The organism is Acinetobacter colistiniresistens, from assembly GCF_024582815.1.
GTDB lineage: Bacteria > Pseudomonadota > Gammaproteobacteria > Pseudomonadales > Moraxellaceae > Acinetobacter.
Window position 1 is genome coordinate 1,737,763 of sequence record NZ_CP102099.1, and the last position, 23,781, is coordinate 1,761,543.

General features: G+C 40.2%; 21 protein-coding genes. 7 read left to right on the plus strand and 14 right to left on the minus strand.

Annotated features, from left to right (window positions below):
* Window position 1: 1 nt before the first annotated feature.
* The 9 genes from NQU59_RS08310 to NQU59_RS08350 form a co-directional block, all read right to left on the minus strand.
* Window positions 2-898, minus strand: coding sequence for a hypothetical protein (locus NQU59_RS08310; RefSeq protein ID WP_257065828.1), 897 nt, complete (start codon window positions 896-898; stop codon window positions 2-4).
* Window positions 876-2,723 (minus strand): hypothetical protein, encoded by a 1,848-nt coding sequence (locus NQU59_RS08315; protein ID WP_257065829.1) that lies wholly within the window; start codon window positions 2,721-2,723, stop codon window positions 876-878. The genes NQU59_RS08310 and NQU59_RS08315 overlap by 23 nt, the downstream gene beginning before the upstream one ends.
* Window positions 2,724-3,974, minus strand: a complete 1,251-nt coding sequence (locus NQU59_RS08320) for a glycosyltransferase family 2 protein (RefSeq protein WP_005243439.1) — start codon at window positions 3,972-3,974, stop codon at window positions 2,724-2,726. It abuts the gene before it with no gap.
* Window positions 3,961-4,866 carry a hypothetical protein gene (locus NQU59_RS08325; RefSeq protein ID WP_257065830.1) on the minus strand — a complete coding sequence of 302 codons (906 nt, stop codon included), beginning with the start codon at window positions 4,864-4,866 and terminating at the stop codon, window positions 3,961-3,963. Before NQU59_RS08325 ends, NQU59_RS08320 begins: the two co-directional genes overlap by 14 nt.
* Entirely contained in the window at window positions 4,866-5,558 is a 693-nt protein-coding gene (locus tag NQU59_RS08330) for a hypothetical protein (RefSeq protein ID WP_257065831.1), read from the minus strand. The genes NQU59_RS08325 and NQU59_RS08330 overlap by 1 nt, the downstream gene beginning before the upstream one ends.
* 237 nt (window positions 5,559-5,795) lie before the next feature.
* Window positions 5,796-7,238, minus strand: coding sequence for a deoxyribodipyrimidine photo-lyase (gene phrB, locus NQU59_RS08335; RefSeq protein WP_026040237.1), 1,443 nt, complete (start codon window positions 7,236-7,238; stop codon window positions 5,796-5,798).
* 118 nt (window positions 7,239-7,356) lie between these two features.
* Complete coding sequence (locus NQU59_RS08340; protein ID WP_004652066.1) at window positions 7,357-7,839, minus strand: FKBP-type peptidyl-prolyl cis-trans isomerase; 483 nt, start codon at window positions 7,837-7,839, stop codon at window positions 7,357-7,359.
* 127 nt (window positions 7,840-7,966) lie between these two features.
* The gene (locus tag NQU59_RS08345) at window positions 7,967-9,253 is read right to left on the minus strand and encodes an NAD(P)/FAD-dependent oxidoreductase (protein WP_043972023.1); all 1,287 of its coding nucleotides are present in this window, start codon (window positions 9,251-9,253) and stop codon (window positions 7,967-7,969) included.
* A 94-nt stretch (window positions 9,254-9,347) separates the two neighbouring features.
* The gene (locus NQU59_RS08350; RefSeq protein WP_257065838.1) at window positions 9,348-10,667 is read right to left on the minus strand and encodes a D-alanyl-D-alanine carboxypeptidase PBP6B; all 1,320 of its coding nucleotides are present in this window, start codon (window positions 10,665-10,667) and stop codon (window positions 9,348-9,350) included.
* Between the two features lie 437 nt (window positions 10,668-11,104).
* Between NQU59_RS08350 and NQU59_RS08355 the strand changes: the two genes are divergently transcribed.
* Entirely contained in the window at window positions 11,105-12,808 is a 1,704-nt protein-coding gene (locus NQU59_RS08355; protein ID WP_257065840.1) for a M61 family metallopeptidase, read from the plus strand.
* Window positions 12,809-12,844: 36 nt separating this feature from the next.
* On the opposite strand, the gene uraH is transcribed toward NQU59_RS08355, so the two are convergent.
* Window positions 12,845-13,246, minus strand: coding sequence for a hydroxyisourate hydrolase (gene uraH, locus NQU59_RS08360; protein WP_257065842.1), 402 nt, complete (start codon window positions 13,244-13,246; stop codon window positions 12,845-12,847).
* Between the two features lie 121 nt (window positions 13,247-13,367).
* Complete coding sequence (locus NQU59_RS08365; protein ID WP_257065844.1) at window positions 13,368-14,060, minus strand: outer membrane protein; 693 nt, start codon at window positions 14,058-14,060, stop codon at window positions 13,368-13,370.
* A gap of 150 nt (window positions 14,061-14,210) precedes the next feature.
* On the opposite strand from NQU59_RS08365, the gene NQU59_RS08370 reads away from it, so the two are divergent.
* The 4 genes from NQU59_RS08370 (at window position 14,211) to NQU59_RS08385 (ending at window position 19,384) form a co-directional block, all read left to right on the plus strand.
* The gene (locus NQU59_RS08370) at window positions 14,211-14,894 is read left to right on the plus strand and encodes a heavy metal response regulator transcription factor (RefSeq protein WP_257065855.1); all 684 of its coding nucleotides are present in this window, start codon (window positions 14,211-14,213) and stop codon (window positions 14,892-14,894) included.
* On the plus strand, window positions 14,878-16,257 hold the full coding sequence (locus tag NQU59_RS08375) for a heavy metal sensor histidine kinase (protein WP_257065856.1): 1,380 nt from the start codon (window positions 14,878-14,880) through the stop codon (window positions 16,255-16,257). Before NQU59_RS08370 ends, NQU59_RS08375 begins: the two co-directional genes overlap by 17 nt.
* 328 nt (window positions 16,258-16,585) lie before the next feature.
* On the plus strand, window positions 16,586-18,817 hold the full coding sequence (locus NQU59_RS08380) for an NADP-dependent isocitrate dehydrogenase (protein ID WP_257065858.1): 2,232 nt from the start codon (window positions 16,586-16,588) through the stop codon (window positions 18,815-18,817).
* 165 nt (window positions 18,818-18,982) lie between these two features.
* A complete protein-coding gene (locus NQU59_RS08385; RefSeq protein ID WP_257065860.1) occupies window positions 18,983-19,384 on the plus strand; it encodes a hypothetical protein in 402 nt (133 codons plus the stop codon).
* A 249-nt stretch (window positions 19,385-19,633) separates the two neighbouring features.
* Here NQU59_RS08385 and NQU59_RS08390 read toward each other — a convergent pair whose 3' ends face one another.
* On the minus strand, window positions 19,634-20,452 hold the full coding sequence (locus NQU59_RS08390; RefSeq protein WP_005243414.1) for an rRNA large subunit pseudouridine synthase E: 819 nt from the start codon (window positions 20,450-20,452) through the stop codon (window positions 19,634-19,636).
* Window positions 20,453-20,646: 194 nt separating this feature from the next.
* Between NQU59_RS08390 and icd the strand changes: the two genes are divergently transcribed.
* Both icd and NQU59_RS08400 read left to right on the plus strand, forming a co-directional pair.
* The gene (gene icd, locus NQU59_RS08395; protein ID WP_016651673.1) at window positions 20,647-21,903 is read left to right on the plus strand and encodes an NADP-dependent isocitrate dehydrogenase; all 1,257 of its coding nucleotides are present in this window, start codon (window positions 20,647-20,649) and stop codon (window positions 21,901-21,903) included.
* Between the two features lie 134 nt (window positions 21,904-22,037).
* Window positions 22,038-22,658, plus strand: a complete 621-nt coding sequence (locus NQU59_RS08400) for a pentapeptide repeat-containing protein (protein ID WP_257065866.1) — start codon at window positions 22,038-22,040, stop codon at window positions 22,656-22,658.
* A gap of 80 nt (window positions 22,659-22,738) precedes the next feature.
* On the opposite strand, the gene NQU59_RS08405 is transcribed toward NQU59_RS08400, so the two are convergent.
* Window positions 22,739-22,903, minus strand: coding sequence for a DUF1427 family protein (locus tag NQU59_RS08405; RefSeq protein WP_005243408.1), 165 nt, complete (start codon window positions 22,901-22,903; stop codon window positions 22,739-22,741).
* 12 nt (window positions 22,904-22,915) lie between these two features.
* Window positions 22,916-23,527, minus strand: coding sequence for a DJ-1/PfpI family protein (locus NQU59_RS08410; RefSeq protein WP_005243406.1), 612 nt, complete (start codon window positions 23,525-23,527; stop codon window positions 22,916-22,918).
* Window positions 23,528-23,781 lie beyond the last annotated feature (254 nt).

Genomic DNA, 23,781 nt, shown 5'->3' on the forward strand with positions numbered 1-23,781 from the left:
TTTATGATGTTGTCTTTGTGCTAAAGCCATATTTAAGCTTATACCATAAGGCAACACTATAGACGCTGAAACGGTTCATATAATGTGGACCATCAAAAATATATACGGTTTGTCCTTCATAGGCCTTGAGCTGTTGAATGATTTCCCATGGATAAGCTGAACGGAATTGTCCTTCCTTTACAGGACGGAAGGCTTCTAGGACAATCACGATTTTATCTTTCCCAAACTCTTTTTGTAAGTCATCTAAAACTGCCCGTGCTTGCTGAGGGGTACGGGTGCCGACACCAACACCATCTTGAAAGAATACACCAGTGTGATTGGGTAACCAGCTTTTTAACCAAGAATCCAAGTGCTCTGGCATTTGTTCAGCGCTGTAAATACTAATCCAGAGTGGTTTTGGTAAAGTTCGAATTGCTTTGGCAAGGTCATCCACACAGATCCAGGTGGGATCGGCCTCGACTGGAAAATAATATCCCTTAAGTGCGATATTCTTTGTATTCTGAATAATTTTTTTGGATTGTTCGGCAAGTTGTAATACATTGGAACGTGCTTGTTTTTCATCATACTCTCCAGCTAAGCCGAGCAGAATATTTTGTGCCCATGTTTTTTGCTGGAGCTTTTTTAGATTAATATTTTTATCCCATTTTTCCAGACCAAGATCATGGTCTAGCCATGATCTGGATTGCACCACAGACCATTGGGGAACAAACGTAGAGACACCGAGCAGCTCCCAGTTACCATTTGGTGGGGTTGTGGCTAAGTCTGGCTGCCAAAATATACCTTCAATGTGTGGAGGCTGCACATCTGTTTCAATATGAGCACAACCTCCTAAAAACAAGAGGGTTGATAAAGCGAGTGTAGTTAAAACTGTTGATTTATTCAGCTTTATTTTTAGCATTTGGTCTTTTTCGCCAGTACCAGAGCAAGATTGCCAAAACCATGATAGCAGAGATTATAACAACCAAGATAAAGAATGATGATTGTTTAATAAGAGGCGCTTTTTGATTTCCGACAAGAATCTTTTGTAAAATAAAGACTTGCCCACTTTCGGTGACCAGTATTTTACTGGCATTGTTGGGAATATTCTGTTGAATTTTCTCCCATAATTTGCTGAAGTTTTGCGCACCTTGAATGGAGTCGGTAATAATATCAAAACGTTGGTCATGGAAACTGACTAAAAAACCATTCGCTGTTGCAGGTGGGTAAAGTGTATTTTGATGCATTAAAACTTGTTGACGATAAATATTGGCATTCACCTGAACATTGAGAAGCTCTGGTTTATTCGGATCCAATTTCACCAGATTTAAGGGAATTGGATCATTGGTCATGAGCATTTTCTTTGCCACTTGACTGGTGGTCATCGCAATTTCCAGACTTCCAGCATTGCCATCAATGGCGATGGTTGGATGTGTTGCAAAGCTCATTGACAGTGAAGCAACCCCATTTTTAAGCTTATGGGGTAATTTTACCGTCGATTTTTGTGTATCAATCCACAGAGAACCTTTGGCTGTTGGTAAACATTGTGAGTTTACAATCACAGAATTTTCAAGTTTTAGATTAAAGGTTGTGTTATTTGAAATGGTTTTCGCAAAATAGTTAAATTGGCGATTCACTGGATCTGAATCTAAGTTGGCTGTTTTTAAACTGCCTGCCAGTCCACCATCAATCCATGTGGTAATGTTGGAACCTTCCAGTAATCCACTTTGGACTCGTAGCGCAATTTGCCCTTGTAAAATATCTGTGGGTTGCCAGACGGCAGGGAAATTCAGGAACAGGTTTTTTTCAGCCTGATTTAAACGGAAATCATTGATACCTAAGTCTGCCAAGGTATGGATTTGTCTTATTTTAGCCCACTCTGGTGCGGCAAGTTTATTTGGCAGGAACGTTGCAGAGGTATCCAGTTGTTGTAAATAATCTTGATTGAGTAAGCCATTGATTGCCGAGACCAGTTTTTCTGGCTGATCATATTGAATTTGTAATGTAGGAATATCATTTGTGCTACTGATTTGAACCAGTGTTCCTTTTGGTAAGGCAGTTGCTGATTTGATAATTTCAATATAAAAGTTTGGGTTTTGTTCTGCGGGCGCATTCTGTTCATACCACTGAATCGGAGTGACAGAACCCCAAGCACTCATTAAACGTCCTAACATCGAAGCTTCATTGACATTTGCTAGGTTGTATTTCAGTACCCCGACAAAAGGTGCAGGACGAACGACTTGAGGGTTAAACAAAGCGTCAGGTAAATCTTTGAGGCGATAAATCGGTCGGTGACGAATATACTCAATTTTGGAATTACTTAAATAAGTCACTTGATCCACATCTTCACTACAGAACGTGGTTTTATCAGCAGCTGGAGAGGTTGTGGGTGAGTATTGCTGTAAAATAAAATCTAAACGATGAAAACCACTTTGAGTAACTGGAATATTGAAACTTAGAGTACCGTCACCATTTAAGGTGGTGTTGTAGATCAGTTTATCATCCAGTTTGACCAAAAGGGTGGTGAAATGCTCAGTAGAATAATCACTGATGAAGCGGATATTTTGCCATTCAGAACCTTTCCCCACATAAAAGAAGTGTGGCTCGATGGTGTATTTATTGGAGGTATTGATATTATCAAACTTCCATGTATTCAAGGTATCTGCCGATGCAAAGATGGGCAAGGAGAGAGCAACACTTGCAACGAAGACTTTGAAGAGCGGATGATGTAAAGTTTTATTTTTCATTTATTTTTTCTCCTTGCTACGCTCAGTTTTATACCATTGTAATGAATTGCCTTGGATCTTATTTTTGAGCATGTCATAAGCAGCTTTAAACACGATAAATAAGAACACTTGTGAATACGTAACGTAAGATAAGACTGAGAAGAAATAGAGTTGAGGTTTGGCTTTTTCTAAAGATAGAGTGAACCACATTTGCGCCACATATAAGCAGAAGGATAAGCCCCAGAGCAGGGTAAATGGCCCTGGAACAGTAATCCCTGCGATACCAAGTAGACCTAAAGCTAAGGTGATATGACTCCAGATCAGCGCTGGAACAAACAACACATAGCACATGATGTTATTGAAGATTTCGATACCAATTGGAAAAGGTTTTCTGAGCGCAATTGGAAGATACTTACTGGTGACGTAGAAGTTACCTTGAGTCCAGCGTGAGCGCTGTTTGATAAAGACACTTAATGATGGAGGGTCTTGCTGCCAACCCACGGCATAAGGAACCCACTTAATGCGTCTTTGTCCAAGGAAGATACGAAAGCTCATCTCTGTATCATCTACCAAGGATTTTTCATCAAATCCTCCCAGCGTTTCCAAAGCATCTCGCCAAATGACATAGTTTGTCCCCATGAGGGTGGAAAGTTCGAAACGCTGCCAACGGCCGCCTTGAAAAATCCACTGAAAGAAAATGAATTCAATCGCAATAAAACGGGTCAAAATACTGTCTCGCCAGTTACGGGTACGAACTTTACCATTTACTGCAACTAATTTTTTATCTGCCATTAAGGTTTGAGCTAAGAGACGGACACAGTCTGGTTCTGGAGTACTGTCAGCATCGTAGACCACAATCAGCTCCCCCTTGGCATGGGGTAAACCATTATTCAGGGTACGGGATTTTCCTTTACCTCCCATTCCTTTGGGCACATTGACAATTTTAATGCAGGGGTAAATGGCAGCCATACGTTCGGCAATTTCCAAAGTATTGTCTTTAGAACCATCATTAATCAGTAGTACTTCATAGGCATGTGCTGGATAATCCTGCTGTGCAATGGCATGTAAGGTATCTTCAATGACGACTCCTTCGTTATAAGCGGGAATCAAGACACTTAAAACGGGCCAATGTTCAGGCACAGGCAAATTTTCGAGTTCTTTCGCCGCATTTTTAGAGTATTTCCATGCCTGAAAACTTAGCCAAGCCCAGAATGCTTGTGGAATCCAAATCCCAAGAAAGCCAAATAAGAAAAGAATATCAATTGCGGGCATTTATTCTTCTCCTGCGGATAATTGAAATAATCAGGATCAGCAATAGTCCACCACCAAGTAATAATGAAATCCAAGAAATTGAACTTCCAAAAGTACTCAGCAGGCTTGGATAATGCGCTGAATAAATATAGTCGAGCGGGATAACGACAGTACTCAGAGTAATCAGGATATAGCCCCATAGGCTCGTTTCTATACCCTCTTGAGTACTGGTAAACTGAGTACGATTCAAATCCCAAGAAATCCCAAGCTGAGGGTATTCGATGTTATTGAGCGGCATACCGAGCGGTGGATTAATCACGACTTGGTACCCCGTACTTTGTGAGGGATCGGTAATAGCCTGATAAAAATAGTGTTGATGATGTTGAATTTTTCGTGCAGGAATCGGCAATTCATCAGGGCTATTCGATTGAATGATATAGCTGCCAGCAGGTTGAGCAATGATGTTTTCATCCCAACCTGTTTCAATTAGTGCAGCGAGAGGACGTAATCCAATTGCCGTTGAAAAAGTGGCTTTGGCAGCAAAATATTTTGAATGGGTCATTTGATAGAAAGCTATGGGAATGGCGCCTTGATTGACCGCTTTTTTGATTTCATAATATTTAATCGCACTAAAATATTCATTTGGTAAAATCACACCAGGCCTAATCCCTTTGGCAATCAATTGCTTAAAACTTTCTGAGTTTAATTGGTCAGATGTAAATATTGGCCACCATGTAGCGGGTTGGGGGAAAAGTTCCGCAACGGTTTGTGGGGTTTCAAGCTGAGTACTCGAGTCCGTTTTGGCAAGCTGAATATTACAATGATAGTACCGTTGATAAAATTGCTGTAGGGTCGTATCAGGAAACTGGCTGGTGGCGACCAAGATACCGCAAATGTTGAGCAGTAAAGACATTAGCGCACCTCACTGCTTGCAGGAGCCAGGTATTCTATATGTTGTTCAATGTTGAGTTTAAGTACAGTGAGTGCCTGAAGATCTTGAATAAATAAGGGGTAGCTTTGATGTTCATCAAGTGTTGAATCGTGTATGACAATACTTTTAATTTCACTGAGTTCTTCATTAATAAAATGGTAAATTACACTGTCTCGTTCATTAGACAGGATTGCCATAATTTTATTTTGCGTTTCTTTCCAGATATCCTCACCCAGCATTTCACGAATAAGTACAGTATTGTTGATATGGGTACTAATAATTTTATAATGATCTTTCTGCGTTAATTTTAAAAGCTTTCTGAGTTCAACCTGAAAATGCGTTAGCGCTGTTAATGGCAAAATATCATGTTGATAATTACGGTCATAGCTTTGGATTGCACGGAAACTTTTAAGGGCATTTTGAATATTATGACGGATTGCGCTGAGAAAAATTGGAGTAATTGGCAGAACAAACAATAACAAAAGTTGGCGTTCAATATAGGTTTGATTGGCCAAATCAAGAAAGAAATATACTGCAACGCCAATAAAGGTAATGAGCCCTAGCAGTAATGCCATGCCAACGTTGAGGAATGCGCCAGCGATTAAGAGTAAAAGTAGAAAAACCCAACTTCCACGATAACTTGCGGGTAACCACTCATACGCCACTATACCCATAAAGATTTGAGCTGAAATAATCCATAAGACGAGTGCAGGAGCTGGATTTTTTGCATAATAATTTTATTTTAATAAATGTCTTTTATAACCAAGTTAGCATTATTTTACGGTTTTTACGACAGTTTTTCTGTTGTTGGCTTTGTAAAATAATTTTATAAACAGTTACATACAGTATAGTATGTATTTCTTTAGAACAAAAAACATCCAAGATAACAGTTTTTTTATTTTATGTAATCTTCAGGAAGGAAGCTTAAATGCTTCAATTGCACGAAGACGGCTCATTTTTAAATCAACGATTGGCTGAGGATAGTTTATCGATAAGCCCTGATGCTTTGCATAAGGTTCATGGATTGTTTTGTGATCAAGCTGGGCCAGTTCTGGAACCCATTGACGAATATATTCACCTTCTGGATCAAATTTCTGTGATTGAGTGATAGGATTAAATACTCTGAAATAGGGTACAGCATCGGTTCCTGTGGAGGCACACCACTGCCATCCACCATTATTGGCAGCCAAATCCCCATCAATCAAATGCTGCATAAACCACTGTTCGCCTTTACGCCAGTCAATCAGCAAGTTTTTGCTTAAGAACATGGCACAGATCATACGAACACGATTATGCATCCAACCTGTTGCGAGCATTTGCCGCATGCCTGCATCAATAATTGGAATTCCAGTTTGGCCTTGTTGCCATTTTTTTAAAGCAATGGGATCATCCCGCCAGCGGATTTTTTTAGTGGCAGCTTGAAAGGGCAGATGTTTTGAAACCTGAGGGAAGTCAAACAGGACATGTTGATAAAACTCGCGCCAAAGTAATTCATCTAACCATGTTTGTTGGCCTTCAGACTGAATTTCAAAATGGCCATGCTGTTGCCGAAATAGCGCTTGTAGACATTGGCGAATGGAAATAATTCCGATATTTAAATAGGCTGAAAGCTGACTAGTTCCCGCTACAGCAGGAAAATCTCGTGCCGTTTTATAGCCAGCCAATTGTTTATCAATAAATTGATCGAGTAACATGAGTGCGTGTTGCTCGCCCACTTGCCATTCCGTATAGCGAGTGGTTGATATCTGTTGAATATAATTGCTATGCAGTTGCTGAAGATCACTCTGTTGAAAAAGCGAATCGTCCAGTGCTATAGGGTGTTGAGTCTGAGGTGCTGGGTAGCATTGTGGCAAACCATGCTGTAAACGTTGATAGCAGGTTTTCTTAAATGCACCAAAAACTTGATAGGGTTGATTAGATTGGTTGCGAATCGAAGCGACAGGAAATAGGGTTCGGTCATGGAAAAGTATCAATTCTTTTTGTTGCTGATTCAAAAATTTTTGTACAGACTGGTCCCGTTTTAATTCATTAACTGCTAGCTCGATGTTGGCATAAATATTATGGATAGGAATGCGTTGGGCAAGTTGCTTGAGAAAATCAGGGATGTCCTTCCAGAGTGGGATGATTTGCACTAATAAGGGAATATGCAAATGTTCAAGTTGCTGTTTTAAGGCTTGGAGTTGGCGTAGATAGAACTCAATTTTAATGGGTGCATCGTGATGTAACTGCCATTGTTCCGGTGAGAGGATCACCATTGCAATACAGGGACCAGCTTGAGTCGCATGCCAAAGTGCAGCATGGTCATGAATTCTTAGGTCCTGACGGAACCAAATCAATTGATAAGCAGTAGACATCATTAAGCTATTTTAAGAAGAGAATATCTAGACCTTAAGCGATTTTTTAATTTTGTAAAAGTATTGGCAATAAAAAAGCAAAGCCGAAGCTTTGCTTTTCCATCTAATTCAAAAAGAATTAGTGGTGGTGACCACCTGCACCATGAACATGGCCGTGATCTAATTCTTCTTGAGAAGCATCACGGATTTCAACGATTTCAACTTCGAAAGTAAGATCTTGACCAGCAAGTGGGAAGTTCGCATCAACGATGATGTTGTCGCCTTCAATTGCTTTAACGGTTACGATTTGAACACCGTCATCAGTTTGAGCTTGGAACTGCATACCTGGTTGGATGTTGTCCACGCCTTGGAACATTTGAGCTGGAACTTCTTGAACTAAGTCTGGGTTATATTCGCCATAACCTTCAGCAGCTGGAACGTTTACAGTGAATTTTTCACCAACAGTTTTACCTGTAAGTGCATTTTCTAAACCAGGAATGATGTTGCCCGCGCCGTGCAAATATGCAAGTGGTTCACCTTGAGATTGGTCAAGTGTTTCACCCTCAGCGTTTGTTAAAGTGTAGTGGAATGAAACCACGTGGTTATTTGCAATAGCAGTCATGTTTTGAATCCATGTCATCAATAGTTTTAAACTGTAATATCATAAAGTGAAAAACAGATTTTGTTGACCATTTTCCACTTTTTGAAACGATTTAGTCAAATATTGAGACGAAATATCAAATTTCAACTCAATACAGTTTAATTTTTGGACGGACACGACGCGTTAAAAAATCTTTCATGGTGAGCATGCCTGCTTGAGTATAGCCATGAATATTGGCCTGATGCAGTCGATATAACGAGACGTACATGGTTTTGGCAATAAAACCTTGTACGCTTACATCACCCAGCAACTCTCCTACGGCTTGATTGTGGCTAAGTGACACTAGAGATCCTTTCTCGTTAAATGTGAACATTGGTTGAGGCGAGCCAGATAAACGTGCAGCCATTGCATCGACCAAAAAAGTGGCCTGCTGACTTGCTACTTGGGCACGTGGTCCTAATGGTGGCTGACGTGCATCAAGTTGACAGTTGGCACAGTCACCGAAAGCAAACACATTGGGATCAGAGTAGGTTTGTAAGGTTGCATAGACCATTAAGCGATTGATTTTGTCACGTTTAAAATCATGGAAGGATTCTAGGACTTTGGGTGCTTTTACACCGGCTGCCCATACTGTAATATCTGAGTGTAAGACACTGCCATTACTAAAATAGACATTTGATTCATCAACCTTTTGTACTTTATGTTGGGTCAGAATTTCAATCCCCATTTTCTTCAGTTGTTTGGCACTATGTGCAGCGGTTTTCTCTGTGAGGGCAGGCAAAATACGATCAGAAGCTTCAATCAGGGTAATTTTGACTTGTTTAGGGTCAATTTTCTTTAGACCATACCGATAGAAGTTTTTGGTGGTTTCAATCAGTTCTGCTGCCAGTTCAACTCCCGTTGCACCTGCACCTACGATTCCAATATTTAAGGCACGTTCATTTGGCTGACTTTGTGCTTCGATATAGAGATGGAACAAATCTTGTTGGAAGATATCGGCCTGTTGACGACTATCGAGAAAATGGCAATGTTCACGTACACCTTCTGTGCCGAAGTCATTGGATACGGAACCGACAGCAAGCACAAGTGTGTCGTAGTTTAGCGTCTGGATAAGAGGGGTATGTTCTTTGGAAAGCTGTGGAGGAGAAAGTGTAATTTGTTTTTTATCTTTATTAACATCAACGAGAGTACCAAGGACAAACTCAAAATGATGTTTTTCGGCATGGGCAAAATAATTGGTTTGTTCTTCGTGGGGATTGAGCGAGCCAGCTGCGATTTCGTGAAGGAGAGGTTTCCATATATGCGTGAGGTTTTGGTCGACTAGGGTAATTCGGGCTTTCTTACGTCTCCCAAAACGTTCACCTAGTTGTGTCGCAAGTTCTAAACCACCTGCGCCACCGCCTACAATCACGATATGATGTAAGGTTTTACTCATGATTAACCTAATTTTTTTGTGAAAGGATGGCTGGATTATGCCATCCTTTTTTCAAGATTGTATTGGTAATCTTGATAGAAAAAGTAGGTTTTTTTTAACCTTGATTTAAAGGGTAAACTTTTGGGTTTTTAGTGTCATTTGTTGAAAAAAAACTGAACAGATTAGAAAACCAGATCATGATTTTCTGGAAAATATTGGCTTCCTCAATCTGTACATCATTCTCGATTTGTAAGCTGCGGATCAACTGGTTGTTCTGATAAATTGATACGGTAGCCAAGTTCATAGCTTGTTTTAAAGGTGCAGTTAAGCGTTGTTCATTCAATTCAATATTAATGCGTGTATTGGTAGTTTCAAGAGGTTCAACCGTGGTGACTTGTTGATTGGCATCACTCAAATGAATGCGTTGAGTCAATAAATCAAAGGTATTTAAGTCAATTGGTGTTGTTTGACCATATAAAGAGGTTGTCACAATGGTCGGCTGCTGTGTTTCGACCCTAAATATTTTCAAGGTTGATTTAATCACGGGCAGTTCTGCAATCAATCTTTGCTTAGGAATAACTTCTTCATCACGGGTATAGGTATAAGCCAGGTTCATTAACTTGTGTGCAACCTCAGCACGTTTCACTGCGCTTGGTGTACCTAAAACAACAACGATAAGGCGACGCTTTTCAATTGGTGAATTCAAGGTCGGGCGTTCAGCGGTTAAGGCTAGGTTATAACCCGCTGCCTTGGTGAAGCCGGTCTTTAAACCATCTGCAGTTGGATCCATTTTCAAGGCAAGGTTGGTAGCATGGTGAAAATGCTGGTTATAGCTAAAGCTTGGCATTTTTGAATAATATAAGTATTCAGGAGTTTGCTTCACAATCGCTTTTGCCAACAAGCTGAGATCTGCCGCAGTTGAATAATGATCGGTCATGGTAATCCCAGCAGGGTTGCTGAAATGGGTATCTTTCATACCTAAGGCTTGTGCTTCCTGATTCATTCGCGCAACAAATTGTGGCACGCTGCCCGAGATTTTTTCAGCTAAAGTCACAGCTGCATCATTCGCAGACATCACGATCAGCCCTGCCAAAAGTTGATCAACCGAAATTTGTTCACCAGCTTTCAGATACATTTGTGATTCATCCCACATCACAGTACTCACAACTGGTGTTGCGGTTAGAACTTCTTCTTTACGTAATTTACCGGCTTCAATCTCTTTTAAGGCAATATAGGCCACCATCATTTTAGTAAGAGATGCAGGGGCTCGCTGAACATGGCTATTATGTTCTGCAATGATTTGCCCTGACTGGGCATCAATCACCGACCAAGCTTGAGCTTCAACTGTTTCAGGAGCAATGCTCAGTAAATTTGCATGTGCCAGATTTGCACAGATGAGACTCAACAATGTAAAGAGGGGGAGAAGAAATTTCACGTGAATACCTTGTATAGCCGATCCAGTGGCCTTAAATGTGAGAGGAGAATGCTATGACTTTTTTGTTGAAGAATCTAGGGGCTATTGACATTTTATATATGAATTGCGTTGTAGGCTAAAAATTCATCAGACGAGACATGAAACGCAGGGAATGGCTATTCCCTTGCCAAGTTTCATAACGAAGTATGAGGGTATTTTAGCCCCAACCCTTTGGGACAGGGGCATTTTTTGTCGCTACTACGTTATACCTTGTTCATTTAGAATGACTAAAATTCACAAGACATGCCTTGTATCGCCTAAAAAATCTCCACTGTCGCAACCATAGATAAAGTGACAATAGCCCCTAAACTTTTGCTGACAATTACGACATCTACGCATGACTTTGTAAAAAAATGCTAAGCTGTGCGAAATTGTTCCCATTTTCATGATTAGAAATTATGTTGCACTATCAAATTGAGTTCGACGATTATCGCCAACACCTGATTCATGTCACCTTACGCTTTCTTGCCAATCCAAACCAAGAATTGTGGTTGCCAACCTGGATTCCTGGCAGTTATTTGATTCGGGAGTTTTCCAAGCACATTGAATCAGTGAAGGCCTCTGATGAAGCAGGACGATTACTGAGTATTAAAAAAACCGAGAAAAACCGTTGGCGCTTATTCAATACCGATCATGAACTGATTACGGTTGAGTATGATGTCTATGCGTATGATCTGTCAGTACGCGGTGCCTATGTCGATCAAACTCGTTTGTACGTGAACCCTGCTTGTGTCTGTTTAGGATTAAAAGATCAAGAGCAATCGCCATGTGAGCTGGAAATTTTTCTACCAGATGAGTTAAAGCATTTTCAAATTGCGACTGGTTTGCCAAACAAAAGCTTGGTCAAAGGACGCTTTACTTTAAAATCAGACAATTACGACCAGTTGATTGATAGCCCATTTGAATTGGCTGATCAGACTCGCTTTAGTTTTCAAGCCCATGGCATTCCGCATGAGTTTGTGATTTCAGGAAAACACAGCACCAATTTGACCCGTTTACAAACGGATATTGAAAAGATCTGTCAAACTGAAATTCAGATGTTTGGTTCAGCACCCTTCCAGAACTATACCTTTATGACCATGGCGACAGGAAGTAGCTATGGTGGTCTGGAACATTGCAATAGCACCAGTTTAATTACGCCACGTGATGATCTCCCGAAGGCAGATGAAGCAGTAGAACCATCAAAAGATTACCAACGTTTCTTAGGGTTATGTAGTCATGAGTATTTTCATTCATGGTTGGTGAAGTTTATTCGTCCTGAAAACTTTAGCCATTACGATTTACATAAAGAAGCCTATACCAGCTTATTATGGATTTTTGAAGGTTTTACTTCTTATTATGATGATCTGGTTTTGTTGCGTAGTGGGGTGATTTCACAACAATCATATTTAGATTTATTAAAAGCACAAATTGATCGTTATCTGCAAAATCCTGGGCGTATGATTCAATCGGTTTCAGAGTCGAGCTTTGATGCGTGGATCAAATTCTATCGTCAAGATGAAAACTCGAATAATGCTGGAACCAGCTATTATAACAAAGGCAGTTTAGTGGCACTTTGTTTAGACTTAGGACTACGTTTACGTGGTTCAAACCTTGATGCTTTAATGCGTCGTTTATATGAAAACACCCAGAATGGAATTCAAGTCAATGATCGCACCATTTTTGAATTGTGTAGTGAACTGACAGGCGATAACTGGATTGAGCAGATCAATCATCTAATTAACACGACTGATGAATTACCACTTGATCAACTGTTCCCAGAGTTTGGTTTGAGCTACACCGTTAAAAGTGACAAGGCTTTACCGTTTGGCTTAAAAGTTGTAGATAAAGCTGAAGGGGTTGTAGTGCAACAGCTTCGTCGTGATAGTGCAGCAGCACAAGCGGGTTTATCTGCCAATGATGTGATTGTTGCGATTGATGGTATCAAGGCTTCGGAGAAGCTTTTAGCCAAGTACGCAAAACAACAAGGCACATTTACGGTCTATGCATTCCGTCGTGATGAGCTTTTGCAATTTGAACTTCAAGCGGGTGAAAATGAATTGACCACGGTTGAATTAAACGTTGAAGATCAGCAAAAAGTTGATCGTTGGTTGAAGAGCTAAGACTTAGTAAAAAGGACGCGATAAGCGTCCTTTTTATTAGCTCCCACGATAAGTCGAATATCCGTAGGGGCTGAGCAGTAATGGAATGTGATAGTGCGGTAAGGTTCCATCAACTTCAAAAATAACTGGAACTTCAGGAAAAAAACTACTTTGCTTTTGCGCTTTATACCAGTCACCTGTTTTAAAAGTCACTTTATAAATACCCGACTTTAATTGTTGTTGCGTCGGATAAAGGGCAGTAATTCGGCCATTTTGATCAGTTTTGGCCTGATTGATCTCTATCCACTGATTTTTTTGTTGTGCTTCGAGAACAACGGTGACATCAGCAGCAGGTAGACCATTTTGCTGGTTGAGAACATGCACACTCAATGGGTTTGTTGCTGCGAATAAGCTGCTTGTAGCCGATAGTGCGGCGATGGTGAATAGATTTTTATACATAACAATATTCTACCTTTGTTGATCAATGTTTTCGTCTGTATTGCCGTCAGTTGTTGTGAGGGCAATACATGGGCATGGGATAAGAGTACAAAAAAACAATGCTAATCAGTGCTTTAAAATTTTAAAATGAATATCTTGCACCTAAATAAAAGTCACTTGAATATAGGTGTGCTTTCATCTGTTCATCTTGAAGAGTGCGGGCATTCGTAAAGTTATTTAAACCACTCTCGGCTTTGCCTAAATCGACATAGCGATAACCCAAATCTAGATTTAAATTTTTAATGGCTGTGTAGGTTGCGCCTGCACCTAAGCTATAAACCAATTGTGTTTCGGTATTGGCAAGGTATTGACGTGATATATTGCCTTGCCAACCGGATGATTGTGTACGTGCTACTCCCAAGCCGAGATTGCCGTAAATCGCTACATTTCGGATTACTTCGAAATCACGATAAGCATTTAGCATTAAACGTTGTGTCTCAACTTTGTGATGATTGAAACTCGTGGGAAAATTGGTTGAGCCACTAGTAAACTCAGCATCATTTTTAAAGGTGTATTCAGCTTCTGTACGCCAGCCATTGCCAAAATCATAGCCAAATCCAAGAGATGTATTGATTAAATCATCCTGATCGTTACCTGTTACAAATTGACCAATCCCAGGGCGTAAACTGGTTTGCATATTCTTCGCCTTTAGCTCCGCAGCAGTCACTTTTGCCGAGACAAAATAGCCCGTAAGATTGGTATCTTGGGCAGAGCTGAGTGATACGCTGGTAAGTAAAATAGAAGAAAAAGTAAGGCGAGTAATTAGGTTGTCCATATTCATTTTCCCAAAATCAAACAAGGCGACTGAGTAATAGAAAATCTTTATTTCCTCAGGACATGGTAAAAAGAAATGAATTTGATCATGATGACAATTGGATTACCGATTTGTAATCTTAGCGAGGGATAAACAAGGTTAAGATGTGGAATGCATATTCTAATTGTTGAAGATGAATTCAAAATCGCACAGTTTCTAGCGAAAGGATTACATGAGTCTGGTTATACCTGTGCCGTTGCAGCAGATGGCATAGAAGCATTGTCACGTTTGCAACAAGAAGCATTTGATTTATTGATTTTGGATGTGATGTTGCCACAATTGGACGGCTGGCAAGTTTTGCAAACGTTACGGACTTTTTCGAAAATACCTGTATTAATGCTGACGGCAAAAGATCATGTTCTGGATCGGGTGAAAGGATTAGAGTTTGGCGCAGATGACTATCTGGTTAAACCATTTTCATACGTAGAATTATTGGCACGAATTAAAAGTTTATTACGTCGTGTGCCAAAGGTCGAAAAAGAGGTTTATCAAATTGCTAACCTGAGTTTAAATCGCTTGAGTCGGGAAGTTCATCGAGCCGACACCAAGATTGATTTAACAGCCAAAGAGTTTGTGTTGTTACAACTGTTACTTCAACATCGTGGAGAAGTGTTAACACGAACGCAAATAGCCTCAATGGTTTGGAATATTAATTTTGATACGGATACTAATGTGGTGGACGTTGCAATACGTCGCCTAAGGGCAAAGATTGATGATCATTTTGCGCCCAAGTTGATATATACCGTGCGGGGCATGGGCTATAAGGTCGATTTAAAAGATGGACATAATGGGTAAATTGTCTTTGGCTTCGCGCCTGAGTCTGGCTTTTAGTCTGATTTCTTGTGTGGTTTTTATCAGTATTGGCGGGTTGTCTTACCAAAACTTCAAAGCAATAGTCTATACCCAACAAGATAAAGCCTTAGCTGCGCGAATTAGGCGGATGGACGTCTTTTTGACTGATGCTCATTCAGCCAATATTTTAGTAAAATATCCCAAGCTTTATGAAAATATGGTGGGGCATGAAGACAGTATATTTATCGTCAAAGATGCACAACATGATTTGATAAAGATCAATCCGCTGCAGGTCAGTATTCCAGCATTCAATTATTCAAATCAAATTCAGTATGCGAATAATACAACGGAATATCCAAGTACTCGTTTTGCTTTCCAAACAATTCAATATGGCCGCCAACAACAGTATTATTTAATTGCAGGTCAGCAATGGGCAGCAGTCAATACGATGCTCAAACAATATTTCTGGAAAATTGTATTTTATAGTGGTTTGGGCATTTTATTATCGAGTTTGTTGGGTTTTATGGTAGGACATTATCTGTTCCGTTCGATGCGGCATTTGATCGCTGAGACCAATAATATCAATGTTCAAAAGCTTAATTCACGTATCCATATTAAATCAAACAACATTGAGGTTCAGCAACTCAGTCAGGCAATGAATGAAATGCTAGATAAGATTCAGCAGGATTATCAAAAACTATCGCAGTTTTCAGAAGATATTGCACATGAACTCAGAACTCCTCTGAATAATTTAATGGGGCAAACTCAAATCTTATTATCCCAGTCTCGTCCGGTCGAAGAGTTGGAAAATTTATTATATTCACATTTAGAAGAATATGAACGGCTGACCAAGATGATTGAAAGTATGTTGTTCATTGCCCGTTCGGAGCATGCAGAATACGGACTGGAAAAACAGGCGTTAAATGTAAAACAGCTAATCGAGACGATTGCGGATTATTTTGATTGCGTAATTGAAGAACGTCAAATGAGATTGGTGTTTGATCTGCCAGATGATTTGAGTATTGTGGCAAATGCAGCCTTAATGCAGAGAGCGATTGCGAATTTAATCAGTAATGCGGTATTGCATGGTAAAGAACAGGGGACTATTGCATTACAGGCCTATCAATCTGATCAACATGTGGGGATCATTGTGCAGACGGAAGGTGTTTTTATTGAGGAAAAACATTTACCACATCTATTTGACCGATTTTATCAAGTCGATCAGAGTCGGCATCAAAAAGCACGAACGGGAGGGCTAGGTTTAGCTATTGTGAAGTCAATTATGCAACAGCATGACGGTATAGCAGCCGTTGCAAATCACCATAACGGTATCGCATTTAAATTGATCCTACCACTAAAGAATTAACGAATTATTCATCTAAGTCTGTCAGAATAAGCCTGCTTATTTAGTGACTTATGTATTTGTTTGCTAAATGATCAATTCGGTGTGTAGCTTTAAGGCTGGTAGCGGTTTGTATTTGAAAAGACAAAACTTGACCGCATATATACATCGTACAATGCTACTATTATATCATTTTGTAGTATTTTTTATCGAAATGTCGTTATCACAGGATATTGCGTTGACTCGCATGTGATGAACGCTGATACTCTCAAGTTTGTTTCAGCAAATCGGTTCTAGGAACTGGGCCAAAAGCGCAGTTTTCCGTAACTCAATCCAACACAAGGGGCTATATATGGCTGGTGGAAAGTCAAAAATCATTTACACACTGACTGATGAGGCGCCGTTATTAGCGACTTATTCATTGCTACCGATCATTGAGACCTTTACCAAACCTGCTGGCATCGAGATTGTAAAAAGTGATATCTCTGTTGCAGCACGTGTACTCGCAGAATTTTCAGATTACCTTAAAGATGAGCAAAAGGTAAACAATAACCTTGCTGAGTTAGGTCGTCTTACCCAAGATCCAGATACAAACATTATTAAACTTCCAAACATCAGTGCTTCTGTTGCGCAGTTAGTGTCTTGTATCAAAGAGCTCCAGTCGAAGGGCTATGCAATTCCTGATTATCCAGAAAACCCAACAACTGAAGAAGAAAAAGAAATCAAGGCACGCTATGGTAAATGCCTTGGTTCGGCAGTGAATCCGGTATTGCGTGAGGGTAACTCTGATCGCCGTGCGCCAGCTGCTGTGAAAAATTATGCAAAAAAACACCCGCATTCAATGAGCGAGTGGAAACAATGGTCTCAAACTCACGTTTCTCACATGGACGAAGGCGACTTCTACCACGGTGAAAAATCTATGACTTTAGACCGTGCGCGTAATGTGAAAATGGAACTCATCACCAAGTCAGGTGAAACCATTGTGCTTAAGCCTAAAGTTGCGCTTCAAGACGGTGAAATCATTGACTCGATGTTTATGAGCAAAAAAGCCCTATGCGATTTCTACGAGAAAGAACTCGAAGACTGTCGTGAAGCAGGCATCCTGTTCTCATTGCACGTTAAAGCAACCATGATGAAAGTATCACACCCGATCGTTTTCGGTCACTGTGTGAAAATTTACTATAAAGATGCTTTCGAAAAACACGGTAAATTATTCGACGAACTCGGTATTAACGTGAACAACGGTATGGCGGGTCTTTATGAAAAGATCGAAACTTTACCGACTTCACTCCGTGAAGAAATTATCGAAGACTTACATGCTTGCCAAGAACACCGTCCTGCGCTTGCAATGGTTGATTCTGCAAAAGGCATTACCAACTTCCATTCACCAAATGACGTGATTGTCGATGCTTCTATGCCTGCAATGATCCGTGGTGGTGGTAAAATGTGGGGTGCTGACGGCAAACCTTATGATTGTAAAGCGGTCATGCCTGAGTCGACATTCGCACGTATTTACCAAGAAATGATCAATTTCTGTAAGTGGAATGGTAACTTCGACCCACGTACCATGGGTACTGTGCCAAACGTTGGTTTGATGGCGCAAAAAGCTGAAGAATACGGTTCACACGACAAGACTTTCGAAATTTCTGAGGCGGGTATTGCCAACATCACTGATCTAGATACTGGCGAAGTGTTAATGAGTCAGAATGTAGAAGAAGGCGATATCTGGCGTATGTGTCAGGTGAAAGATGCACCGATCCGTGACTGGGTGAAACTTGCAGTTACACGTGCACGTAACTCTGGCATGCCTGCAATCTTCTGGTTAGACCCGTACCGTCCACATGAAAATGAATTGATCAAGAAAGTTGAAAAATACTTGAAAGATCATGACACCGCAGGTCTTGATATCCAAATCATGTCACAAGTACGTGCAATGCGTTATACGCTTGAACGTGTTGCGCGTGGTTTAGATACCATTTCAGTAACGGGTAATATCTTACGGGATTACTTAACTGACTTGTTCCCGATCATGGAATTGGGTACTTCAGCAAAAATGTTGTCAATCGTGCCGTTAATGGCCGGTGGTGGCATGTACGAAACAGGTGCGGGTGGTTCAGCGCCGAAGCATGTTCAGCAGTTGGTTGAAGAAAACCACTTACGTTGGGATTCTCTCGGTGAGTTCCTTGCATTGGCAGTGTCTTTAGAAGAGCTTGGTATCAAAGAAGACAATAACCGTGCGAAATTGCTTGCCAAGACACTTGATCAAGCAACAGGCAAACTTCTTGATAACGACAAGTCTCCATCACGTCGTACAGGTGAGTTAGATAACCGTGGCAGCCACTTCTACTTGGCATGGTACTGGGCTGAAGCATTAGCAGCTCAAGACGAAGATGCTGAGTTAAAAGCGAAATTTACGCCACTTGCAAAAGCATTGGCTGAAAATGAGCAGAAGATTGTGGCTGAGCTTGCGCAAGTACAAGGTCAAGCTGCTGATATCGGTGGTTACTACGCCATTGACCCTGCGAAAGTCAGTGCCGTAATGCGTCCAAGTTCTACATTGAATGCAGCACTTGAAACAGCTTAAGTTTTAAAATATTACTGACATTTTGTTGGTCGTGAAAAAAGCCGATGCGAAAGCATCGGCTTTTTATTAATATGAGTCGGATTTTTCGATTTTTGGGGTTTTAAAGTAAAAGATGGAACAAACTCGGGCTGATACGCATTCCTCTGTTTTTATGGCAGCTTTTTATTGTTACATCTAGCTTATTATATCGTTTCGGAATCCACTTACAGTTTTATTGAAAATCATATTTATCAAAAGAAACAAGAATATGTTGAAGCAGATGAGAAAATAAGAGTTTATGTAGAAAAATATCAGGCCAAAAAAACGACATACTATTTTGAGCTTTACAATGATGGTTCTTATCTCGGAGATATTTTCTGTGGTGCTACTATGATTCATTTATGTCGGGAGTGGAGTGATTATCAGTATGGCTTTAAAGTCGAAAATTTAGCCTACGAAGCCCGAGTGAATGATTTAGGTGAGGTGAAGTCGGTTAGAGTTAAATATTTTGACTTAATTAATAATGATAAATATAAAATTATAAATAATAGGGAGTTTTTCTCCATCATTATCAACACTTGTTGGTAAATTAATGATCAGTCTTATTTTTGCTCTCTGCGTAAATCTTTCGATCTTGATTTATTGGTGTAAAATTCTTCGTGAAAGACAGTTAAATAAATATAAATATGATTACTTTATAATTTATGGTTGTCCCTTACTTATGTTGGGTTATTTCATAAAATGTATTTTTGATATTTATTCTTTTGTATTCTGAATCATCTGTTGTTTAGCGCATGTTTTAAAGCCCACGAAAGTGGGCTTTAAAACATCTAAATTCTAACGGCCATTACGGTTACGACCGCGCGGTGCTTTGGTGTTTGGACGGGTTGTGCCATTGGTCTTACGACGTGGTTTATCTGCTTCGTCAGTTTGCCAGATACGGGTTGTACCACCACCTGCTTTTTTCTTGCCTTTAAATGGTTTTTCACCTTTTTCTTCACGTGCTTTATCTTTGGCGCGAGAGAAATGCGGTTTATTATTCGATTTTTTCGCGAAAGAACGACCTTCATAAGGCTTATCGGCTGGAACATCTTTAAAATCTGGATAAAGCAAAGGTTCGATTTCCAGTTGTTCACCAGGCTGTAAACCTAGTTTAACCAGATCAATTGTACCAATTTGAGTACGAATCAGACGTAAAGTTGGGAAACCCACAGCAGCGGTCATACGACGCACTTGACGGTTACGGCCTTCACAGATTTGTAATTCGATCCAAGTCGTTGGAATATTGGCACGGTAACGCACAGGTGGATTACGTTCCCATAGCCATTCAGGTTGATCGACTTTACGGGCTTTGGCAGGTAAGGTCATCCCATCTGCAAGTTCAACACCCTTTTGCAGTTTTTCGATTGCTTCTTCTGTGACATCACCATCAACTTGAGCCAGATAAGTTTTATATTTCTTATTGTCTGGATGGGTGATGAATTGATTTAAACCACCATGATCCGTAAGAAACATTAAACCTTCAGAGTCTAAATCTAAACGTCCTGCAATACGAAGTTCAGGATCTTTGATAAAACTTGAAACTGTTAGATGTTTTTCATCTTCGCGAAACTGTGACAAAACGTCAAAAGGTTTGTTAAATACGACTACTTTCATATGAATATACTACTTTGGTTATGGGCGGCATCATAACAATAACGGTTTCTATTTAATGGGAAAATGTTGTTATTTCCCGTATAAATCTCAAAAAAACCAGTTTTGAACTAAACTGTTTCATGCAATAAAAAACGAAAGTATGCCAGAGAAGGCATAGACATAATCGCTAAAATACATGAGGGAGAACCTACAAAATGGGTTATCAGAAGATCGTGGTTCCTACGGATGGAGACAAAATCACAGTAAATGCAGATCTGTCACTAAATGTTCCAAATCGTCCGATCATTCCTTTTATTGAAGGTGATGGTATTGGTGTGGATATTACACCAGCAATGAAAGCAGTAGTAGATGCCGCTGTGCTAAAAGCTTACGGTGGCAAACGTTCTATCGAATGGATGGAAGTCTACTGCGGTGAGAAAGCAGACAAAATTTACGGCAACTATATGCCAGAAGAAACTTTTGATGCTTTACGCGAGTTTATTATATCAATAAAAGGGCCATTAACCACACCTGTTGGTGGTGGGATTCGTTCTTTAAATGTGGCATTACGCCAAGAACTTGATTTATATGTCTGTGTGCGGCCTGTTCGTTGGTTTAAAGGAGTACCTTCACCCGTGAAGCATCCTGAACTGACCGATATGGTGATCTTCCGTGAAAATTCGGAAGATATCTATGCTGGGATTGAATGGCCAGCAGATTCTCCCGAAGCGAAAAAAGTAATTAAATTTCTGCAAGAAGAAATGGGCGTCACCAAAATCCGTTTTCCTAAAGATTGTGGTATCGGGATTAAACCAGTGTCTAAAGAGGGGTCTCAGCGCCTAGTGCGTAAAGCGATTCAGTTTGCAATTGATAATGACAAGCCTTCGGTGACCTTGGTGCATAAAGGCAACATTATGAAATACACCGAAGGTGCATTTAAAGAATGGGGGTATGAACTGGCTATAGAACGTTTTGGTGGTCAGTTACTGGATGGTGGCCCGTGGGTAAAAATTAAAAATCCCAAAAATGGTAAAGACATCATTATTAAAGATGTCATTGCTGATGCGTTCTTGCAGCAAATTTTAATGCGCCCTGCAGACTACTCGGTGATTGCGACCCTGAACTTAAACGGGGACTATATTTCTGATGCACTGGCGGCAGAAGTGGGTGGAATTGGAATCGCACCGGGTGCCAATATTGGCGGCGCGATTGCCATGTATGAAGCCACTCATGGCACAGCACCCAAGTATGCGGGACAAGATAAAGTCAATCCGGGTTCGATTATCTTGTCTGCTGAAATGATGCTGCGTGACATGGGCTGGACGGAAGCAGCAGACTTCATCATTACTGGTATTTCTGGAGCGATTTCAGCCAAGACAGTGACCTATGATTTTGAGCGTCTCATGTCAAATGCAACTTTGTTGCGGTGTTCGCAATTTGCTCAAGCCATTATTGAACATATGAAAGATTAATTTTCACTTGCAGAGAAAGGGCGGTTATACCGCTCTTTTTATTTTTAAATGAGTGAACGAAGTCATATTAAAATAATATACAAAACTGCAGATATAACCTATGTTAGGGTTTTATAAAATAAAATCTGGGCATTATGGCAGAACGAAAATATGGTCAGGCTGCAGCTAAAACGATCGAAACATTCTCCAGCTTGGACTGGTATGGACAAGAGCTGAATAATCAGAAATATGAAAAGGTACTCTTTGTTGATCTGGATCTGTCTGAGGCGAAAAGCACTGGGGTAATTTTTAATGAATGTACATTTCGACAAGCACGGTTTAATGCATCCGTTCATCAAAGTAGTGCATTTTTAAATTGTACCTTTATCTCGTGTAATTTCTTTGACAGTAAATTTACCGACTGTAAATTTGTTGGAAGTATGTTCAGTGATTGTCAGTTTCATTATATGCGAGTTGAAGATAGTGATTGGGCTTTTGTGGGATTGCCTGATGCAGATTTAGAAAAGGCTGCATTTTTAAGAACCCGTTTAAGAGAAGCAGATTTGACCGGCGCCCGTTGTCAAGGCAGTTCAATCCGAGATAGTGATTTATCTGGAGCGTGGTTACACCGCGCAGATTTTACTGCATGTGATTTAAGGGGAAGTGACTTGAGTGCCTTGGATCCGAAAGAGTCACAAATTAAGGATGCAATTATTCAACTTGATCAAACCTTGCTGATTGCAGAAAATTTGGGCTTTGATGTCAGGCTCGATTGAGTTGCTGTGTAATGGTGCTGATAAAAATGAGTGGGATGTACCACTCATTTTTATGGGAGATAAAATCAGTTTTCTTTAGGCTAGGACAGATAGAGTCGGATAAAAGGCACCAATTGTTCGCCAATCACGATACCCAATAAACCCAGTAATGCAACAATTGGTGGTGCGGGAGCTTTCACATCAAGGAGGTAATACAGCACGCCAACCAATACACCGACAGCCAGCGACAATAAATAAATCTTCATATTTGGTAGGTCTTAGTCCACTTTTGCTTTGCAGAAAGGGTCAATTTTAGGATTACTGTTCCAGATGTATTCAGCCTCTTCCGCGCAAAGTTGCGCAACCTGTTCACCTTGAGTGTTATGAATAAAGGCAAGAGTCATATCCATACCTGCACTCACACCTGATGAAGTATAGAATTTTCCATCAATTACCCAACGGGCTTGGGCTTGCCATAACACTTGGTCATTGAGTTTTTGTACAAACTCGAATGCCATTTTATTCGACGTTGCTTTAAGGCCATTTAAAAGACCTGTCGCTGCAACTAATGAACTGCCTGTACATATCGTGAGTACGTGTGCACTTTGGGTTGCTAAAGTTTTAAGCTCATCAAGAAACTGCTGGTTATTCATCAGTTCAAATGTCACGATCCCCCCCGGAACCAATAGAATACTTTGTGCATTGGTTTCAATTTCACTAAAAGCTTGGGTTTGGATGCAGACACCATGCTTATTGGAAACCAAGCCACCATTTAGGCTATAAAACTGCACTTGGTAGTGCGCTTGCAATAAGCCAAACAACTCGACCGGGCCCATGATGTCGAGGGTTTCAAAATCTTCAAAGACGATGGCATTAACGGGGATACGCATTGCTTTTCTCACTTGTTTAATCTGCGTAATACCATAGAGAGCTGCAAATTTTTTATTGTGAATATTCTGTATGGCTTATTTTGAATTATGCTAAATCAGTGGACTTTTGGCCTGATCTGTTAGCAAGCGGAACATATTTTTAGCTTAAATTTTAAACATTTAAGCTGGTTGAATTAGAAAAACTCTGGTGTATCGTAAATTTAGAAAAATCTGTATCTATCATTTCTAGACCAGATGTTCAAAATAACTGGAAA

Coding starts and splice junctions, on each gene's coding strand:
- NQU59_RS08310 (WP_257065828.1), bottom strand. CDS start 898: ATGCTAAAAATAAAGCTGAATAAATCAACAGTTTTAACTACACTCGCT.
- NQU59_RS08315 (WP_257065829.1), bottom strand. CDS start 2,723: ATGAAAAATAAAACTTTACATCATCCGCTCTTCAAAGTCTTCGTTGCA.
- NQU59_RS08320 (WP_005243439.1), bottom strand. CDS start 3,974: ATGCCCGCAATTGATATTCTTTTCTTATTTGGCTTTCTTGGGATTTGG.
- NQU59_RS08325 (WP_257065830.1), bottom strand. CDS start 4,866: ATGTCTTTACTGCTCAACATTTGCGGTATCTTGGTCGCCACCAGCCAG.
- NQU59_RS08330 (WP_257065831.1), bottom strand. CDS start 5,558: ATGGGTATAGTGGCGTATGAGTGGTTACCCGCAAGTTATCGTGGAAGT.
- phrB (WP_026040237.1), bottom strand. CDS start 7,238: ATGTCTACTGCTTATCAATTGATTTGGTTCCGTCAGGACCTAAGAATT.
- NQU59_RS08340 (WP_004652066.1), bottom strand. CDS start 7,839: ATGACTGCTATTGCAAATAACCACGTGGTTTCATTCCACTACACTTTA.
- NQU59_RS08345 (WP_043972023.1), bottom strand. CDS start 9,253: ATGAGTAAAACCTTACATCATATCGTGATTGTAGGCGGTGGCGCAGGT.
- NQU59_RS08355 (WP_257065840.1), top strand. CDS start 11,105: ATGTTGCACTATCAAATTGAGTTCGACGATTATCGCCAACACCTGATT.
- uraH (WP_257065842.1), bottom strand. CDS start 13,246: ATGTATAAAAATCTATTCACCATCGCCGCACTATCGGCTACAAGCAGC.
- NQU59_RS08365 (WP_257065844.1), bottom strand. CDS start 14,060: ATGGACAACCTAATTACTCGCCTTACTTTTTCTTCTATTTTACTTACC.
- NQU59_RS08370 (WP_257065855.1), top strand. CDS start 14,211: ATGCATATTCTAATTGTTGAAGATGAATTCAAAATCGCACAGTTTCTA.
- NQU59_RS08375 (WP_257065856.1), top strand. CDS start 14,878: ATGGACATAATGGGTAAATTGTCTTTGGCTTCGCGCCTGAGTCTGGCT.
- NQU59_RS08380 (WP_257065858.1), top strand. CDS start 16,586: ATGGCTGGTGGAAAGTCAAAAATCATTTACACACTGACTGATGAGGCG.
- NQU59_RS08390 (WP_005243414.1), bottom strand. CDS start 20,452: ATGAAAGTAGTCGTATTTAACAAACCTTTTGACGTTTTGTCACAGTTT.
- icd (WP_016651673.1), top strand. CDS start 20,647: ATGGGTTATCAGAAGATCGTGGTTCCTACGGATGGAGACAAAATCACA.
- NQU59_RS08400 (WP_257065866.1), top strand. CDS start 22,038: ATGGCAGAACGAAAATATGGTCAGGCTGCAGCTAAAACGATCGAAACA.
- NQU59_RS08405 (WP_005243408.1), bottom strand. CDS start 22,903: ATGAAGATTTATTTATTGTCGCTGGCTGTCGGTGTATTGGTTGGCGTG.
- NQU59_RS08410 (WP_005243406.1), bottom strand. CDS start 23,527: ATGCGTATCCCCGTTAATGCCATCGTCTTTGAAGATTTTGAAACCCTC.